Source organism: Paenibacillus humicus NBRC 102415 (genome assembly GCF_004000905.1).
Lineage (GTDB): Bacteria > Bacillota > Bacilli > Paenibacillales > Paenibacillaceae > Paenibacillus_O > Paenibacillus_O humicus.
In genome coordinates, this window is the sequence record NZ_BIMD01000052.1 from 1 (window position 1) to 14,902 (window position 14,902).

Annotated in this window: 17 protein-coding genes and 1 tRNA gene; 2 read left to right on the forward strand and 16 right to left on the reverse strand. The window is 50.0% G+C overall.

Annotation, left to right across the window (positions count from 1 at the left end; translation table 11 throughout):
* Positions 1-182: 182 nt before the first annotated feature.
* The 7 genes from PHU01S_RS26740 to rpsF form a co-directional block, all read right to left on the reverse strand.
* Positions 183-356 (reverse strand): TetR/AcrR family transcriptional regulator, encoded by a 174-nt coding sequence (locus PHU01S_RS26740; protein WP_246029304.1) that lies wholly within the window; start codon positions 354-356, stop codon positions 183-185.
* Positions 353-1,984 carry a tyrosine-type recombinase/integrase gene (locus tag PHU01S_RS21900; protein ID WP_107338590.1) on the reverse strand — a complete coding sequence of 544 codons (1,632 nt, stop codon included), beginning with the start codon at positions 1,982-1,984 and terminating at the stop codon, positions 353-355. Before PHU01S_RS21900 ends, PHU01S_RS26740 begins: the two co-directional genes overlap by 4 nt.
* Positions 1,977-3,374 carry a tyrosine-type recombinase/integrase gene (locus PHU01S_RS21905; RefSeq protein WP_054943613.1) on the reverse strand — a complete coding sequence of 466 codons (1,398 nt, stop codon included), beginning with the start codon at positions 3,372-3,374 and terminating at the stop codon, positions 1,977-1,979. The genes PHU01S_RS21900 and PHU01S_RS21905 overlap by 8 nt, the downstream gene beginning before the upstream one ends.
* Positions 3,371-4,483 carry a tyrosine-type recombinase/integrase gene (locus PHU01S_RS21910; RefSeq protein ID WP_246029305.1) on the reverse strand — a complete coding sequence of 371 codons (1,113 nt, stop codon included), beginning with the start codon at positions 4,481-4,483 and terminating at the stop codon, positions 3,371-3,373. The genes PHU01S_RS21905 and PHU01S_RS21910 overlap by 4 nt, the downstream gene beginning before the upstream one ends.
* Positions 4,484-4,733: 250 nt before the next feature.
* On the reverse strand, positions 4,734-5,018 hold the full coding sequence (gene rpsR, locus PHU01S_RS21915) for a 30S ribosomal protein S18 (protein WP_023559051.1): 285 nt from the start codon (positions 5,016-5,018) through the stop codon (positions 4,734-4,736).
* Between the two features lie 342 nt (positions 5,019-5,360).
* The gene (ssb, locus tag PHU01S_RS21920; protein WP_021878898.1) at positions 5,361-5,936 is read right to left on the reverse strand and encodes a single-stranded DNA-binding protein; all 576 of its coding nucleotides are present in this window, start codon (positions 5,934-5,936) and stop codon (positions 5,361-5,363) included.
* A gap of 33 nt (positions 5,937-5,969) precedes the next feature.
* Entirely contained in the window at positions 5,970-6,254 is a 285-nt protein-coding gene (gene rpsF, locus PHU01S_RS21925) for a 30S ribosomal protein S6 (RefSeq protein ID WP_076357170.1), read from the reverse strand.
* Positions 6,255-6,628: 374 nt separating this feature from the next.
* On the opposite strand from rpsF, the gene PHU01S_RS21930 reads away from it, so the two are divergent.
* Positions 6,629-6,814, forward strand: a complete 186-nt coding sequence (locus tag PHU01S_RS21930; RefSeq protein WP_021878901.1) for a YjzC family protein — start codon at positions 6,629-6,631, stop codon at positions 6,812-6,814.
* Positions 6,815-7,209: 395 nt separating this feature from the next.
* Here the strand turns inward: PHU01S_RS21930 and PHU01S_RS21935 are convergent.
* The 4 genes from PHU01S_RS21935 to PHU01S_RS21950 form a co-directional block, all read right to left on the reverse strand.
* Positions 7,210-7,300, reverse strand: a tRNA-Ser gene (locus tag PHU01S_RS21935).
* A 144-nt stretch (positions 7,301-7,444) separates the two neighbouring features.
* A complete protein-coding gene (locus tag PHU01S_RS21940) occupies positions 7,445-7,675 on the reverse strand; it encodes a DUF951 domain-containing protein (RefSeq protein WP_076357168.1) in 231 nt (76 codons plus the stop codon).
* Between the two features lie 86 nt (positions 7,676-7,761).
* Positions 7,762-8,673, reverse strand: coding sequence for a mechanosensitive ion channel family protein (locus PHU01S_RS21945; protein ID WP_234992949.1), 912 nt, complete (start codon positions 8,671-8,673; stop codon positions 7,762-7,764).
* A gap of 272 nt (positions 8,674-8,945) precedes the next feature.
* Positions 8,946-9,185 carry a putative Se/S carrier protein gene (locus PHU01S_RS21950; RefSeq protein WP_127509976.1) on the reverse strand — a complete coding sequence of 80 codons (240 nt, stop codon included), beginning with the start codon at positions 9,183-9,185 and terminating at the stop codon, positions 8,946-8,948.
* Positions 9,186-9,330: 145 nt separating this feature from the next.
* Between PHU01S_RS21950 and yyaC the strand changes: the two genes are divergently transcribed.
* Positions 9,331-9,921: a spore protease YyaC gene (gene yyaC, locus PHU01S_RS21955; RefSeq protein ID WP_076357162.1), complete on the forward strand. Its 591-nt coding sequence runs from the start codon at positions 9,331-9,333 to the stop codon at positions 9,919-9,921.
* Here yyaC and PHU01S_RS21960 read toward each other — a convergent pair.
* From PHU01S_RS21960 to noc, 5 genes are all read right to left on the reverse strand, one after another.
* A complete protein-coding gene (locus tag PHU01S_RS21960; protein WP_076357160.1) occupies positions 9,896-10,402 on the reverse strand; it encodes a DUF4446 family protein in 507 nt (168 codons plus the stop codon). The genes yyaC and PHU01S_RS21960 overlap by 26 nt on opposite strands.
* A gap of 16 nt (positions 10,403-10,418) precedes the next feature.
* Positions 10,419-11,600 carry an aminotransferase class V-fold PLP-dependent enzyme gene (locus tag PHU01S_RS21965; RefSeq protein WP_076357158.1) on the reverse strand — a complete coding sequence of 394 codons (1,182 nt, stop codon included), beginning with the start codon at positions 11,598-11,600 and terminating at the stop codon, positions 10,419-10,421.
* Between the two features lie 160 nt (positions 11,601-11,760).
* Positions 11,761-12,606, reverse strand: a complete 846-nt coding sequence (locus tag PHU01S_RS21970; RefSeq protein WP_076357156.1) for a ParB/RepB/Spo0J family partition protein — start codon at positions 12,604-12,606, stop codon at positions 11,761-11,763.
* Complete coding sequence (locus tag PHU01S_RS21975) at positions 12,587-13,360, reverse strand: ParA family protein (RefSeq protein ID WP_076357154.1); 774 nt, start codon at positions 13,358-13,360, stop codon at positions 12,587-12,589. Before PHU01S_RS21975 ends, PHU01S_RS21970 begins: the two co-directional genes overlap by 20 nt.
* A gap of 345 nt (positions 13,361-13,705) precedes the next feature.
* Positions 13,706-14,524, reverse strand: coding sequence for a nucleoid occlusion protein (gene noc, locus PHU01S_RS21980; protein WP_076357994.1), 819 nt, complete (start codon positions 14,522-14,524; stop codon positions 13,706-13,708).
* Positions 14,525-14,902 lie beyond the last annotated feature (378 nt).

The window sequence follows — 14,902 nt, forward strand, 5'->3', positions numbered from 1 at the left end:
ACATGTTTTCTGCATATTTCCAGAAGTTTCTCGTTCTTTTCCTTCTCATTCTGAAGCGCCTGCTTAACTTTTTCATACCGATTCTCAAGCAATCTTTTACCGCTTGGTCTGGTTGACGTTTCGATTGCAGTAGCTGCAATTTTTTCTGCCCCTTTTTCAATTTCCATCTGCAGCAAAATGGCTTAATCACAGCGTTCCTTAAGATCAGGACGATTATAGATCGTCTTTCGCTCAATGCCAGCTTTTTTAGCAATCGCTGATATGGACAGTTTTTTCTTCCCTTTTCGGAGGTTTGTTATTGCTTGTTCGATACGCTCCAGTGTAACGAGTTTATTTTCTTTAGAAGGGTCACTCATGCCATTCCCTCCCATTCGCTTGGTGTGATATTGTAATCTGAATGATTATCAATTCCGGAATAATTCACCTGGGTTTCCAACTCATCAATAATTCCTACAAGGTATTTTTCAATTGTCTTTAACTTGTTCTCATAAAGGCCCCCAGCAGGTGCAGATGCCAATTCGCTACGAATTTTTTTCAACCGGCCTTTATGAACTTCAAGAAAGTCCGGAGTAGTCAAAAAATTGCGGCATCCTAAACATACCCCGTCGCCTTCACAAGGTTCATTTCGCATTGGATGGTGAAGACAAAGTCCATGTGACAAAATTTGAATCTTATGCGCTTTACGCAATTTATCAACTTGTTCGATGGTCTTTCCTTTGAATGGGTTATTTACTTTAAGCTTTTCTTTTATTTGAAGAGCCTGCTTACCAACAAGAACTGCGCCTTCATTGAATACTTTCGAGAACTTGTTCCTTACATCCTCTTGAAGCAGGTGTGTATAGTGCTGTGTACCTCTAATGGACTTGTGATTTAACAATTCCCGTATAGTTTCCAGAGAGGCCCCACCTTTTAAAGCATACGTAGCGCAAGCGTGGCGGAATGTATGAGATGAAAAATCAGCAATATCTCCATTTTTATATCGGAGATTGTGTTTTTGAAGCCAGGGTCTTAGAAAATTCTTTGACCAATTTGCATGGGAAACTATACACACGGGATATCCTTTGACATTACGTATTCGATTAAGAAATAAATACGGTAAGCCCGATTCTTTTCTTAACGGATCCGTGTATTTTTCAACTTTCGTAATGGCTTGTACGACAAGGGCATTCGCTGGTTTATACACCCTCGTAGGTTCGGCTTGCAGTTTACCGGTGTTGTATACTAATTTTGTTTCTCCGCCAATTGGCTCAATGGAGGCATTATACATCGTAATGATTTCGCTAATGCGAAGTCCAAGCTGCAATCCAACTACTACGCTAGCTGCAACAAGTATATTTTCGTCCATATCTAAATCACTTACTGCTTTACGCAATATCCGATCGATCAACTGTTCGTCCGATATTTTATCAATGTTTACTTGCTCTGCTTGCTTGGCATCCTTCTTTAACGCTTTGTTATTAATAATGAGCTCATTGTACATGCCCTGAACAAATCGAACATCTTTTGGAACATCCCAGCCTTTAATATTTCCCTTTAATAAGATTTCTTTTAACGCCAATGCACTTTTCTTGATTGAAACAGAGCTTATTGACTGACCACTTGTCTCGCTTTTCGCTTCAGGCAAATACGTAAAATACGTCTCCAATAAACTCTGATCAATTTCTGAAAACGACTCCACTTCCGGCGCATATTCTTTTATAAATTTAGAAAATCGAACAACACCGTCTAAATTTCGTTTGGCAGTTGAAAACTTGCCCGTGGTTAACTCATGATGCATAAACCATTTTATTACTTCTAGCATTTTGGGCTTATCAACAACAAATTCAAAATCAATCATAAGCCTCTTGCCAGACAAATGCTCTACATTAATAAATCCGTTAAAATCCCATACATTGTCTGAGAATTTACTATTACCGCAGCGGAAATCTAATTGGGGTATTAGGGGGTTGTAATCAAACAATTGAAGCTTTATACTTTCAACCACTCAGCATCGCCTCCAAACGCCCTATAATCGTTTCTAAGGCGTATTCAACAGTCTCAAGATGATTCGTCGTACCGATGTACTCCTGAGCCATATATGCCTCTCTGTTGGCTCTGAGACGATCCAAATGGTCTTTATGAATTGGTAAGTGTTCGGGAGTCGTGATAAACTTAGGACAGATCACGCACATATTAAATTTAGAGCATATCTTGCCCTCATTATTTATCGGCTTCTGACAAGCCCCATCAGGCAATGAAGCAGACAATAGCGTTTCCGTGTCGATTTTTTTTCCTTCTCCTATTTCCTTCTCACTGATTTCCTTGACTATCAAGCCGATAAATCCAAGCTTTTTATATTCGCTTTCAATTTTTGGATCTTTGACCTTTGCATATAAACTTGTAGAGTGTAATGATTCATGACCAAGATATTCTTGAATTTCAAACATACTCATACCCTTGTTTAGCATGTCCGTTCCAAGCGTATGCCTAAATGCGTGAAAGGTTAATGGGTATAATTCGCCATCGTTATCTCTGATATCATGCTTTTTGACAAACCGATAAAGTTTATCTCGAAATATTTTTTGGAGCAGTCTGGCATACCGTATATTCCGTTTTTGCCAGTAAAGACAAATGTAGTTTGTTGCAAGTTCTTTCCTGGCCACTTCTGAGTATTGTTCAAGTAGTTGAACTGCCCGTTTGACTCGATTTGATACGGGGATATATCTGTCAGCCTTATTTTTCGGAGAGAAAACATACAATACGGGTTTTCCTGTAAAATCTTCAGTTATACACCCCTCGGTTAGGTCCAAAACCTCTGAAAGCCTGATTCCCGAATCGATGCCGATCTCCACAATAGACTTCAAGAGGATGTTTTTCTCCTTTTTTAAAGCTATTTCAATCTGTTCCATTACATTATCGGGTATATACCTTGTCCTTAAAACATCATCTTGCTTAAGTGCTTGGTACTCATCTCCATCAAAAACCTGTCCCTCCGGAAAACCATCATACTCAAAAAACTGCCCATGTTCTATTACCCATTTTAGTGCAGACATAGCAACCGATCTTGTAGAGTTTGCTAATTGAATCTGTTGTAAATAATAAATATACATTTGAGTGATTTGGTGCGATAAATCGGCATAATCCATAATTTTCAAGTTGTATTCTTTCAGGAATTCAAAGAACCGTTTCAATGAATAATTATATCGATACAGTGTTTCGACACTCGGCTTCCCTAGACTCATGCATTCAATTGTTATTTGCTTATGTATTTTCTTGAACCATTTATTTGGCAAATATGAAAATTCAAAAGATAATTTATCACCATAACTCGATTGATACGGAACCTCCCATCTATCAGTTTTTGTATCAACTGTTGAAATATACGCTCTACTCAATTCAACTCCGCGCTCCTTCTCTGACGCATGAAGCTTTCATATGCCGTTGTTTTCGCTTCAAGCGACAAATGTTGATACTTACTCGTAGACTTAACATCATTATGACCTAACCTATCTTGGACATAACGCATATCAAATCCCGATTCGGTGAGTTCGGTTCCATGGGTGTGCCTAAGCATGTGAGAAGTGCATTTAATACCCACTTGTTCAGATAGCTTATTGAAGAGCTTTGTTATCGTATCGCGGATCATATATTGGCCAGGGCTGGTTTCATGATTCACAAATATCGTAAGATGTTTTCCATCATCAGGGCGATGATACAAGATATAATCCTCTATGGCAAAGACAATATCTCTGCTGACGGGTATTTCCCTTTCTAGTGATTTGATGTTGTGGTCTTTATGGTATAGTGGATCATGCTCTTTTACCTTTATAACCCCAACTTTTGTTTGAATCTCATAATCACCTATACGAAGACCTAGTGCCTCACTAATCCGGCAACCCGTTTCATAAAGAAATCTGAACAATAACTGATTTCGGGCATTCAAGCTCTCATCTGACTGTAACATCTCAAGTCCTTGATAGAGCTTTTCAACCTGTTCCCGAGTCAAACGCTTACCCTTAACTGATTTTTTCTCTTTAACTCGGAAGAAATTAAAACCCATATCTTTACGACTAACTTTCTGAACTAGGAAATGTCTGTTTTTTGAATCATCTTTATAAGTTAATGGGTTCTCCGTCACAAAGCCCCCAATCACTTCATAATATCGATAAAATGAGGCTATTGTTGCCATATACTTATTCTTTGTCTTTGCAGATTTCTCTTTGTCCGTCTTTCCGACTTTCGTTTTCAAATACTCAAGCCAAGAAAACATATCCGCTTTCCTAACCTCGTAAAATTTAAGCCCCACTTCGTTTAACCAAGTGAAATATTCCTTTAAGTCTCTACTATAACCTTCGATTGTGTTCTCAGAGTGCCCCTTCTCTTCTAAATAGTGAAGAAACAATGTTATTTCCTCGACAATGTTGTAGTCCTCATCCACAACTACTACATTTCGTTTTCCGGCCTCATTGAGAGTTTTTTCAATTTTCAGATTGCCCATATTCATCACCACCGAGATCAATCCTATATGATGTTTAGCCAATGTTTTCCCACTTTTACCGATCTTGAGTGTGTATATCATCCATCATCTATTATTATAGAGTTAATTGTCAATTATCATAGTTGAGTTCCGGAGTAAACTCAAGAAACAAAAGGAACGATTCGCACATGCAATGCTCTTCCGCCGCGGGTTCAATGAACTCTTTTGTGCTACCATAGAAAAAGGTGTGTTGCCATAAGGCCAACACACCTTTTTCCTAGATATTATCCGTTGTGTACGGAAGCAACGCTACCGCCCTAGCACGTTTAATTGCAACTGTTAATGCACGTTGATATTTTGCGCTTGTTCCAGTCACACGGCGAGGAAGAATCTTCCCACGTTCGCTAATGAACTTTTTAAGAACTTCCGTATTTTTGTAATCAATATGAGTAATTTTATTGACTGTAAAGTAGCAAACTTTTCTACGTTTACCTTTGCCACCTCTACGTGGAGCAAACTTTCTTTCACCACGTTCTTCGTCATTTCTTTGTGCAAATGCCATTGTTATTTTCTCGTTCCCTTCATTATTGCACATTGGTTAACGTGCCAAGTTTTTTCTGACTATCCTCTAGTTCAAAGTTGGGTATGGATAAGTCTTACGACTTACCCACACCCGACTTCTCACTACGGGGCTACACCCACATCTTGAAATAAGGATGGTCATCATCACTAGACTACATTGACGGTCATAACGTATTACACACTTTACTCAACATCGCGCGATCTTAATAAACCGTGGATGCTGGTCGTAAATGAAGATTACCATTACACAGTTAAAATGCTTTAAAACCCCTTGATTTTACTGAGGTCTTAAAGCATTTTCTGATCTCAGATGTTACGCTCTCTAAAATGGCAAATCATCTTCGGAGATGTCGATGGGGCGTCCGTCATCCGAGAATGGATCCCGGTTTCCCTGAGAACCTCCACCACCGCCGCGATTGCCCCCGTAGGAACCTCCGCCTTGGTTGCCGCCGCTCGACTGGCCGCCGCCGTATCCGCCACCGCTGCTGCCGCTTCCGCCGCCATTGCCGCTTCCACCGCTGTAGCCGCCGCTTCCTCCTGCATTGTACGAGCCTTCTTCACGCGAACCGCCATCGCGGTTACCGGATTCAAGGAAACGGACATTGTCGGCAATAATCTCCGTCACATAGACGCGCTTGCCTTCATTGTTCTCGTAGTTCCTTACCTGCATCCGGCCTTCAACCGCCGTCAGACGGCCTTTGCGCAGATAGTTGGCGCACGTCTCGGCAAGCTGCCTCCACGTGACAATCGGAATGAAATCGGCTTCGCGTTCCCCGGACTGGCTGTTGAAGGGCCGGTCTACCGCCAGCGTGAATTGCGTTACCGCAACGCCGGATGGGGTATAGCGAAGTTCTGGATCTTTGGTCAATCTGCCAATCAGAATGACACGGTTCAACATCGTACCCGCCTCCCAAGTTCGAACAATCTTGGCTTACGCTACGTCTTTGACGATCAGGTAACGGATAACATCATCCGTGATTTTGATGACGCGATCCAGCTCGTTGATCACTTCGTTGGTTCCGTTGAAGTGGACGAGAACGTAGATACCGTCACGAATCTTGTTGATCTCATACGCAAGACGGCGCTTGCCGAGAACATCGGACTTGGTAACTTCTCCGCCATTGTTGATGATGCCATTGAACTTTTCGACGAGAGCTTGAACAGTTTCTTGCTCCGCCTCTGGACGAATGATGTACATCACTTCGTATTTGCGCACTTTGATTCACCTCCTCTTGGACTAAGCGGCCCTTTCTGCCTGAGCATAAGAGCAAGGAGCGAGAGACTTAACTCTAACTCGCATACCCACCTACTATATCAGAACAGCTTGTACGATGCAAGCCGAGCGGAGGCTGCTTCCAGATTTTGAACGTCGCTCGACATCATCCGCACGTACGATTCGATTGGCGTTTTTCTGCCGCCCGAAGCCCCTCGCCACGGTCCAGAAAAAGACGGAACAAGCCCTTCTACCCCCTATCCATGCGAATAATTGCCGCTGATGATTCGCTCCCGGGAAGCCGAAACTATAAGTCCGGCGCGTCATGTCCGCAGCGGGCACGACGGCCGGAAAATCCGCGGACGAGGTGAATCGTAATGGGCGAACGCACCAAGTTTGAACAAGGCTTCAAGGCTCCGAACGACGGATGGTATATGGAGGCAGGCGAAGACTCCTTCCACATGGGGATCTCCCATCCCAAGAAGATCTCGCTCAAGAAGGGGCAGCATTTCCCGAAGACCTCGAACCACAACCGGGTCTGGGTGAAAATGCCGAAGGTCTGATTTTATTTTCTGTTGAGGCGAATAAGGCGTCCGGCCACCGCTCATACTATCCTTGACGGCGCGACAAGATGAGGGTGTGGTTCCGTTGGCCGTAAAAAGCGCAAGGACACTGCAGGGAAAGCACGTACATGAACGCAGAGAAGCGAGGGGTTGTGCCAAAGACATTCGTCTGCAGGGACATCGCCGCAGCAGGCAGGGAAGTCGCTAGACATCCATAGCCGGGCGGCATTCCGGATTTCGATGAGGGAAGTGCAGCTTGAATTGCGAACTCCATTAAGCGCCGTCGGAAGAGGACCCGCAAGGGTCCTCTTTTCCGTATCTGCAAGGCGGTCCGGCAGACAAAAAAGACGCAAAAAAGCGGCTCTTGGAAAGAGCCGCGTTAGATGCAAATGTTATGGCGGAGAGGGTGGGATTCGAACCCACGCACGCCTTGCGACGCCTAACTGATTTCGAGTCAGCCCCCTTGGGCCACTTGGGTACCTCTCCGCAAGCAAAAATTATCATACCATAGCTGGTCTCTTGTACGCAAGAGCAGATGAAAAGTCTGACAATTCGCTTTGAGCCGAGCCCACGCTGCCTCTAAGGCCGAGCCATTTTTGCTCCCCGCTTGCGCTCCCGTTCGTCCAGCGCTCAGGAAGCCGATCCGCTCTCCCCTTGCTTGTCCTCCGGCGCAGCGGAACGAAGCACCTTCTTCATGTTCTTCTCGAACTTCGCCCGGGGGATCAGGACGCTGTGCTTGCATCCGGTGCACTTGATGCGGATATCCATTCCCATCCGAATGATCTCCATTTCATTCGTTCCGCATGGATGCGGCTTCTTCATCAGCACGACATCGCCAAGCTCGAATTGCTTGCGTTCCATCGCTTCATTCCCCCTTCAGCGCTTGATCACTGCTGAGGCGGCCGCCCCAGCGATAATTTCCCTTCATCTTAACATGGTCTGTGAGATCAGGCCAGCGCATCTTGCTGCTCGTCCTCACGCTCCCGCAGCAAGCGCTGCAAGTCCATATTGATCTGCCTGGTCACGGAAGCCTCCGTGTTCGGCATGCATTCCGCCACGATGCGCAGCTTGTACTCCGCCGTCGTCATGGAGGATATGCCGAGCAGCTCCGGCGGCTTGACGAGGTTGGCGTTCTCCATGGCGGCAAGCATGTCCTTGACCAAGGTCGCCGTCTCATCCAGCCTGTCCTCGTTAGGCATGTCCACATCGATGACCGCGAGCGAGTTGTTCCTCGAATAGTTCGTCACCTGCGCGATCGTTCCGTTCGGAATGATATGGACTTCGCCGGTCCAGCTCTTCAGCCTCGTCGTGCGGAGGCCGATCAGCTCCACGGTGCCTTTATAGGTTCCCGTCTGAATGATGTCTCCAACGGCGAACTGATCCTCCAGGATGATGAAGAAGCCGGTGATGACGTCCTTCACCAGACTCTGCGCGCCGAAGCCGATGGCCAGGCCGAGCACGCCCGCGCCGGCGAGCAGCGGGCCGATCTGGATGCCGACCAGGGGCAGCACAAGCATCGCCGTAATGAAATACACCACATACGAAGCGACATTCTTCATCAGCCGGCCGACCGTGACGACGCGGCGCGTCTGCAGCGGCACTTTGGATTCCCGCTCCAGGATCCGGTCGATCGATTTGTTGACGATCAGGATGATCAGCCGGCCGATCAGCAGGATCAAGGCGATCTTGATCAGGACAATGCCCGAGTCGACCCAGAATGTCGAGGAGAACTGCTCCTTCATCGCCGAGAGGAACTCGTTCGTTTTTTCTGCCGCTTGATCGGCCGCAGAGGCGAGGGTTCCTTCATTGTCGGGACTTGCCGCATTTTCCACCGCTGCGTTCGTCAAATAGGGGTTCATCTTAACCTCTCCTTTCACCCGGCAGAACGGCGGCAGCCGCCTTGGCCGGGCATGTCGATGCAAAGGGACAAGGCGCCCCGGTAAGGGCGCCTCGCAATGATTCCGTCGATCGATTGCAGCGCATCCATCCTCGACGGGCCGACTTGCGCCGGCCCGTCCGCCGCCGGCAAGCGGCCATCCGCCCCTCCAGGCTGGACGGTCCGTTGATGAGGCCGCCTGGCCTGAGGCAGCGGCTTAGGGTCGCCGGGCTCGCTGAGCTGCGGACAGCGCGCCTATTCCCGCACCTCGTCGTAGCCGTCCTCCGTCTGGCGGAAGATGCCCCGGATGTCGACGGACTGCTCGGCGATGATCTTGCGCACCTGCCCCAGCTCCCCATCGGGAAAATCGATGGATAGCGCGCAGCCGGCGGTAATCTGCTTGGGCGTCGGGCGAATATCGATTTCGATGTCTGCGTACTCCAGCAACATTTCGGTCCGCAGCGCCTGCTGCGTGGAATCGAAGGCGATCAGCATGAATTCGCTAGGCTCCTTACCTTTCCTCTCCGGAGGCAAGCTCCGCTACCGGAGCTTGCGCAGATCGGATGGATGGTACAAGTATAAATCCGTTCTCTCTACCATATACTAGCTAGTAACAATTCATTATTGCGGAGGGGATTCTATGAAACGACCTGTGATGAGAGAGCTGCCGCTGAAAGTGCCCCACACCGAGTCCGATGCTGCCGAGCAGCTTGCCGGGCGTCTTCATCTGCATCTCCAGCCTGTTCCGCTTGACCGCCGAATCGTCGTCGTATGCATCGGGACGGACCGTTCCACGGGAGATGCCCTCGGACCGCTCATCGGCACTCAGCTGGCCAAGAACCGCAGCCCTCATTTCGAGCTGTTCGGCACGTTGGACGAGCCCGTTCACGCGATGAATCTCGAGGAGACGATGCTTGAGATCAACCGCAAGGTGTCCAAGCCCTTCATCATCGGCATCGATGCCTGTCTAGGCCAGCTGTCCAGCGTAGGCTGCATCCAGCTCGGACCCGGCCCTGTCCGTCCCGGCGCCGGCGTGAACAAGGATCTGCCGCCTGTAGGCGATATTCACATGACCGGAATCGTCAACGTAGGCGGATTCATGGAATATTTCGTCCTGCAAAACACACGCCTGAATCTCGTCATGCGGATGGCCGACATGATGTCGGACGTCCTTCATCACACGATCGGCAGCGTCCGAGCCTATTCTATTCACGCTGCAACGCAAGACTGATCGCCTTTTGCTCTTCTTCCGTAAGCGCATAGGCCGAGCTGCCCTGCTGCAAGGGCTTGGCGTACATATACGTCTCGTCCCGGCCATGCAGCCCGGTCAGCACGACACCGCTGCTGTCCTCGTTGACAATGGCCACCGAGAAGCTCATGTCGCTTCCCTGGTTGGAGAACGCGTTGTAGCGGAACACGCCGATCTTTCCCTTCGTGTCCTTGAGCAGATGTCCGAACTCCGCCAGCTGCTGGCCGTAGCCCTGCAGCCGATCCTGCTGCTCGTCGAGAGACAGCCGGAGGCCGACGATGACATCTTCCAGACTCGTGACGCCCGTTTGGCCCATGACTTGAACATACTGCCGCCTCAGCTTCGACAGCCTTCTGCCCACAACCGCGATCCAGATGAAAAGCAGCACGACGACAACAGCAAGCAGTCCGATAGCAACTCCGTAATACGGCGCCTCCATCCATGCATCCATCCATTCATTCATCTTTCCCTTAGCTCTCCTAACCCTGTCCCTGCATGGGGTAATGTGACCTGATTTCCCGTATCGCTGTTAGGAACGATTCAGCGTCCTCTTTGGTTGTAGAATAACCGACGCTGGCCCTGACGGCTCCCGTCTCGGCCGTTCCCGCGCTGTAATGCGCGAGCGGCGTGCAATGATAGCCTGACCTTACGGCGATGCCGTAATGCTGGTCCAGGATGAAGGACAGCTCCGACGCCTCGACCCCAGCCATCGTAAAAGAGACGATTCCTGTCCTCGGCTTGCCTGCAGCCGGCCCCAGCAGCCTCAGTCCCGGAACGGATGCAAGCTCCTCCATCATGCAGGAGACCAGCTCCGTTTCTTGGGCATGGATTGCGGCCGGCGTCCGATCGATGACATATTGGACGCCAGCAGCAAGTCCGGCGATTCCCGGCGTATTCGGTGTGCCCGCTTCGTAACGATCCGGCCTCACCGTCGGCTGCTCGGCCGATTCGGACTGGCTTCCGGTCCCTCCGTGCAGCAGCGGGACGGGATCAAGCCTAGGGTGGATATACAGGCCGCCGGTCCCCTGCGGTCCGAGCAGCGCTTTATGGCCCGGAAACGCAAGAAGGTCGATTCCCATCGCCTCGACATCGATGTCCAGCACGCCGGCAGACTGAGCTGCGTCGACCAGCAGCGGAATCCCTCTTTTGCGGGTGATGGAGCCGATCTCTCCGACCGGCAATATGCTCCCGAGCAGATTGGAGCTGTGCGCAGCGGCTACGAGGGCAGTGCGAGAAGTGAGAGCCTGCTCGACTTGCTCCGGCCTGACCTCCCCTTCCGGCGTAGCCTCTATGTAAGTAACCCCGATTCCAATGCTTGCCTTCAAATACTCCAGCGGCCTGCGTATGGAATTATGCTCGACTGCCGTCGCGATGACATGATCTCCCGGCTTCAGCATGCCTTTGATCGCAAGATTCAAGGCTGCCGTCGTATTGGCCGCAAAGGAGATATCGTTGGGATTTGCGATCCGGAACAGTTTCGCCAGCCTCTTGCGTGCCCCGAACAGAACCCGCCCGGATTGAACGGCCATCCGGTGGCTGCCCCGGCCGGGATTCGCCGTTCCATGCAGCAGGATTTCCATCATCGCCTCGGCGACAGCCGGCGGCTTCGGCCAGGATGTGGCCGCATGATCCAAATAAATGACCGGCTTATTCGATGTCATGGCTATCCTCCGAAATCAAGTAGTCTTCAATAAGGAAAGGAGGTCCAAAAAAAACAACAGCATACCTAAGTTTAATCTCTGGAACCAGAGAATACAACTTGGGCATGCCGTATCATGCTGCTTTTTCCTTCCCCCGCCCTCATGATCCAGAGCGCAATCGTTAGGATTGGAGAAGGTCCAGCAGTCTTTCCAGATCCTGCTTGTTGTAATAGGACAGCTCTATTTTTCCCTTGTCCTTCGACGCCTTGATCTTCACGGTTGTCTTGAACCGCTCGCGCAGCGTCTCCTCCAGCGATTCCACGTAAGGATCACGTTTCTTCAGTTTGGCGACGGCGGCTTTATCAGGCTTTTTATGCTCCAGATCCTGGATCGCCTTCTCCAGCTCACGGACGCTCCATTCATTGCTGATGATCTGTTTGGCCAGTTCTTTGCGCACTTTGTCTTCCTTGACGCCTACAAGAGCTCTGGCATGTCCCATCGAGATTGTTCCACGTGAAACACTGTCCTTGATGTCTGCAGGCAGACTGAGAAGACGCAGGAAATTGGCGATATGCGAACGGGATTTGCCGACCTTGAGAGAGAGCTCTTCCTGAGTCAGGTCGAACTTGTCCATGATGGCCTGATAAGCGACAGCAAGCTCGATGGCATTGAGATCTTCCCGCTGCAAATTCTCGATCAAGGCGATCTCCATGACCTGCTGATCCGTGAAATTCCGCACCACCGCCGGAATGGTCGTGTTGCCGCATAATTGGGAAGCCCGGCAACGCCGCTCTCCTGCAATGATCTCATAGCCCTTCAGCACCGTTCTGACGATGATCGGCTGAATGACGCCATGCTGGCGGATGGATTCCGCAAGCTCTCGGATGGATTCATCCTGGAACGTCGTCCGCGGCTGATAAGGGTTGGCTCGCAGCTGCTTCAGATCGATTTCGATGACCTTGTCATCATCGTTTACCGAAAGAGACGGAATGAGGGCATCCAGTCCTCTACCTAGCCGCTTGCTCATACTGGATCACTTCCTTCGCCAATTCAAGATAAACTTCGGCTCCTTTGGACTTCGGATCGTAGGTGATGATGGCTTGTCCGTGCGAAGGGGCCTCGCTGAGACGCACATTGCGCGGAATGATCGTCTGATACACCTTCTGCTGGAAGTACTTCTTCACTTCCTCGATGACTTGGATGCCGAGGTTCGTGCGGGCATCGAACATCGTCAGCAGCACGCCTTCGATCGCGAGCGAAGTATTGAGATGCTTTTGGACCAGACGGACCGTATTCAGAAGCTGGCTAAGTCCTTCAAGCGCGTAATATTCACATTGTATTGGAATGATGACGGAATCGGCAGCCGTCAGCGAATTGATGGTCAAAATGCCGAGCGACGGAGGACAGTCGATCAGAACGTAATCGTATTCATTTTTCAGCTGCGACAAGGACTTCTTCAGCCTTACTTCACGGGATATAGTCGGAACCAGCTCAATCTCCGCTCCGGCAAGCTGAATTGTCGCAGGAATAATGGAGAGATTGGGGACCGCAGTGGGCATCACCGCTTCATGCGGATCGACCTCATTGATAAGTACGTCATAAATGCTGTTTTCCACGTCGGCCTTGTTGATTCCGACGCCGCTGGTCGTATTGCCCTGCGGATCGATATCGACAAGCAGCACCTTTTTGCCGAGGGAAGCCAGGCAAGCGCCCAGATTCACGGATGTCGTCGTTTTGCCGACGCCGCCCTTCTGGTTCGTAATGGCAATGATTTTGGACAACCTTGTCACCTCAATGTTCCATTCTAGTCAAACGTGAACTTCCCTGCGGCCAAGAACAAGCCTTGTCAGCCCGCCTTCATTCCAAGCTGGAGAAGAAATCCATCCCTCCCGGCGCGAGAACGACATCCTTCGTATGCACGCACGCTGCGCAAAGCGCAGGTGGCCAGTAGAATGTCATTTCTTCCGGCAGGACGAAAAAAAGCGGCTGCTGCCGCTTTCCGTGATAAGTCTGCGGGCCATATCATGCTGTTCGCTCATGCTGATCATTCGGTATGAATGCCCTTATGTTAATCATTGCTGATTGCTGTAATTAGAGTATAACGGAATCGGCGCCGGAATACGACATTATCGTTTGGGAATCCGGATGACGATCTCATAGTGATCGTCATGGTCTTTCTCATCGGTTTTGATTTGCAGGCCAGAGCCTGAAACCATATCGATGGACTGCCGGATCGTGTTGAGAGCAAGCCGGACATCTTTCGTGAAGCTGATCCGCTTCGCTTTTTTCGTTTTGGATGCTTCCTTATAGAAGGCGACTCTAGCCTCGGTCTGCTTGACGTTGAGTTCTTTCGACAGCACGTCTTCCAGCACCTTCTGCTGCAGCTCCTCGGTGTCGAGGGCCAGCAGGGAACGGGCATGGCGTTCCGTGATTTTCCGTTCGACCAGGGCGCTTTTGACCGGCTCGCTGAGACCGAGCAATCGGATCTTGTTGGCGATTGTCGATTGGCTCTTGCCGAGCCGCTGCGCGAGGCTTTCCTGGGTAAGGCTATGCAGGTCGATCAGCTTCTGATAAGCGACCGCTTCCTCGATGGCGGACAGTCCTTCGCGCTGCAGGTTCTCAATCAAGGCAATCGAGGCTGCTTGAGAATCGTTGAAGTCGCGAATAATAGCCGGCACCGTATCCAGACCCAGCTTGCTGACGGCGCGCCAGCGGCGCTCGCCCGCTATGATCTCGTAGCGGTCGCCGCGAACCCGGACGACGATCGGCTGAATGACGCCATGGGTTCGGATCGTCTGGCTGAGTTCCTCGATCCTGTCATCGTCGAAGACGGTTCTGGGCTGATAAGGACTCGTATCAATGCTTCCAACCGGAATCTGCTTGACTTCATCAAGAGCGGCCTTCTGGTCATTCAACCCGAACAGCCGTGAAAATTGTTCCTTCATCATTCTTCAACCACCCGAAATTCAATGTGCCCATGACCTCGATGTTTCTTCCGTGTTGCAGCCGCGGCGGGTCGTGCTTGGCCCCCAAGTCATGGTTGCGGCACCAGGCAGTTCGCTCAGCTCCAAGCTGAGGAGGCCGGTCGGCATTGATCATGCAGCACGGGCAGATCGGAGTGTGTCTCTTGCGGAGAACGGCCGATATAGGCGGACAGCCTTCGCAGGTCTGTCTAGCAACGGGGACATCCTGGTGCGGATGCCGTTTAGCAAGCGGCATCCCCAGTGCTATCTTTACTCCACCAATTCGCTTTTGAAAGAAGGTTTTCCTGCTTGATTTTGGATTTCCAAGAAGTTTTCATGCCTTCCCGTTCCCTTCTTGAG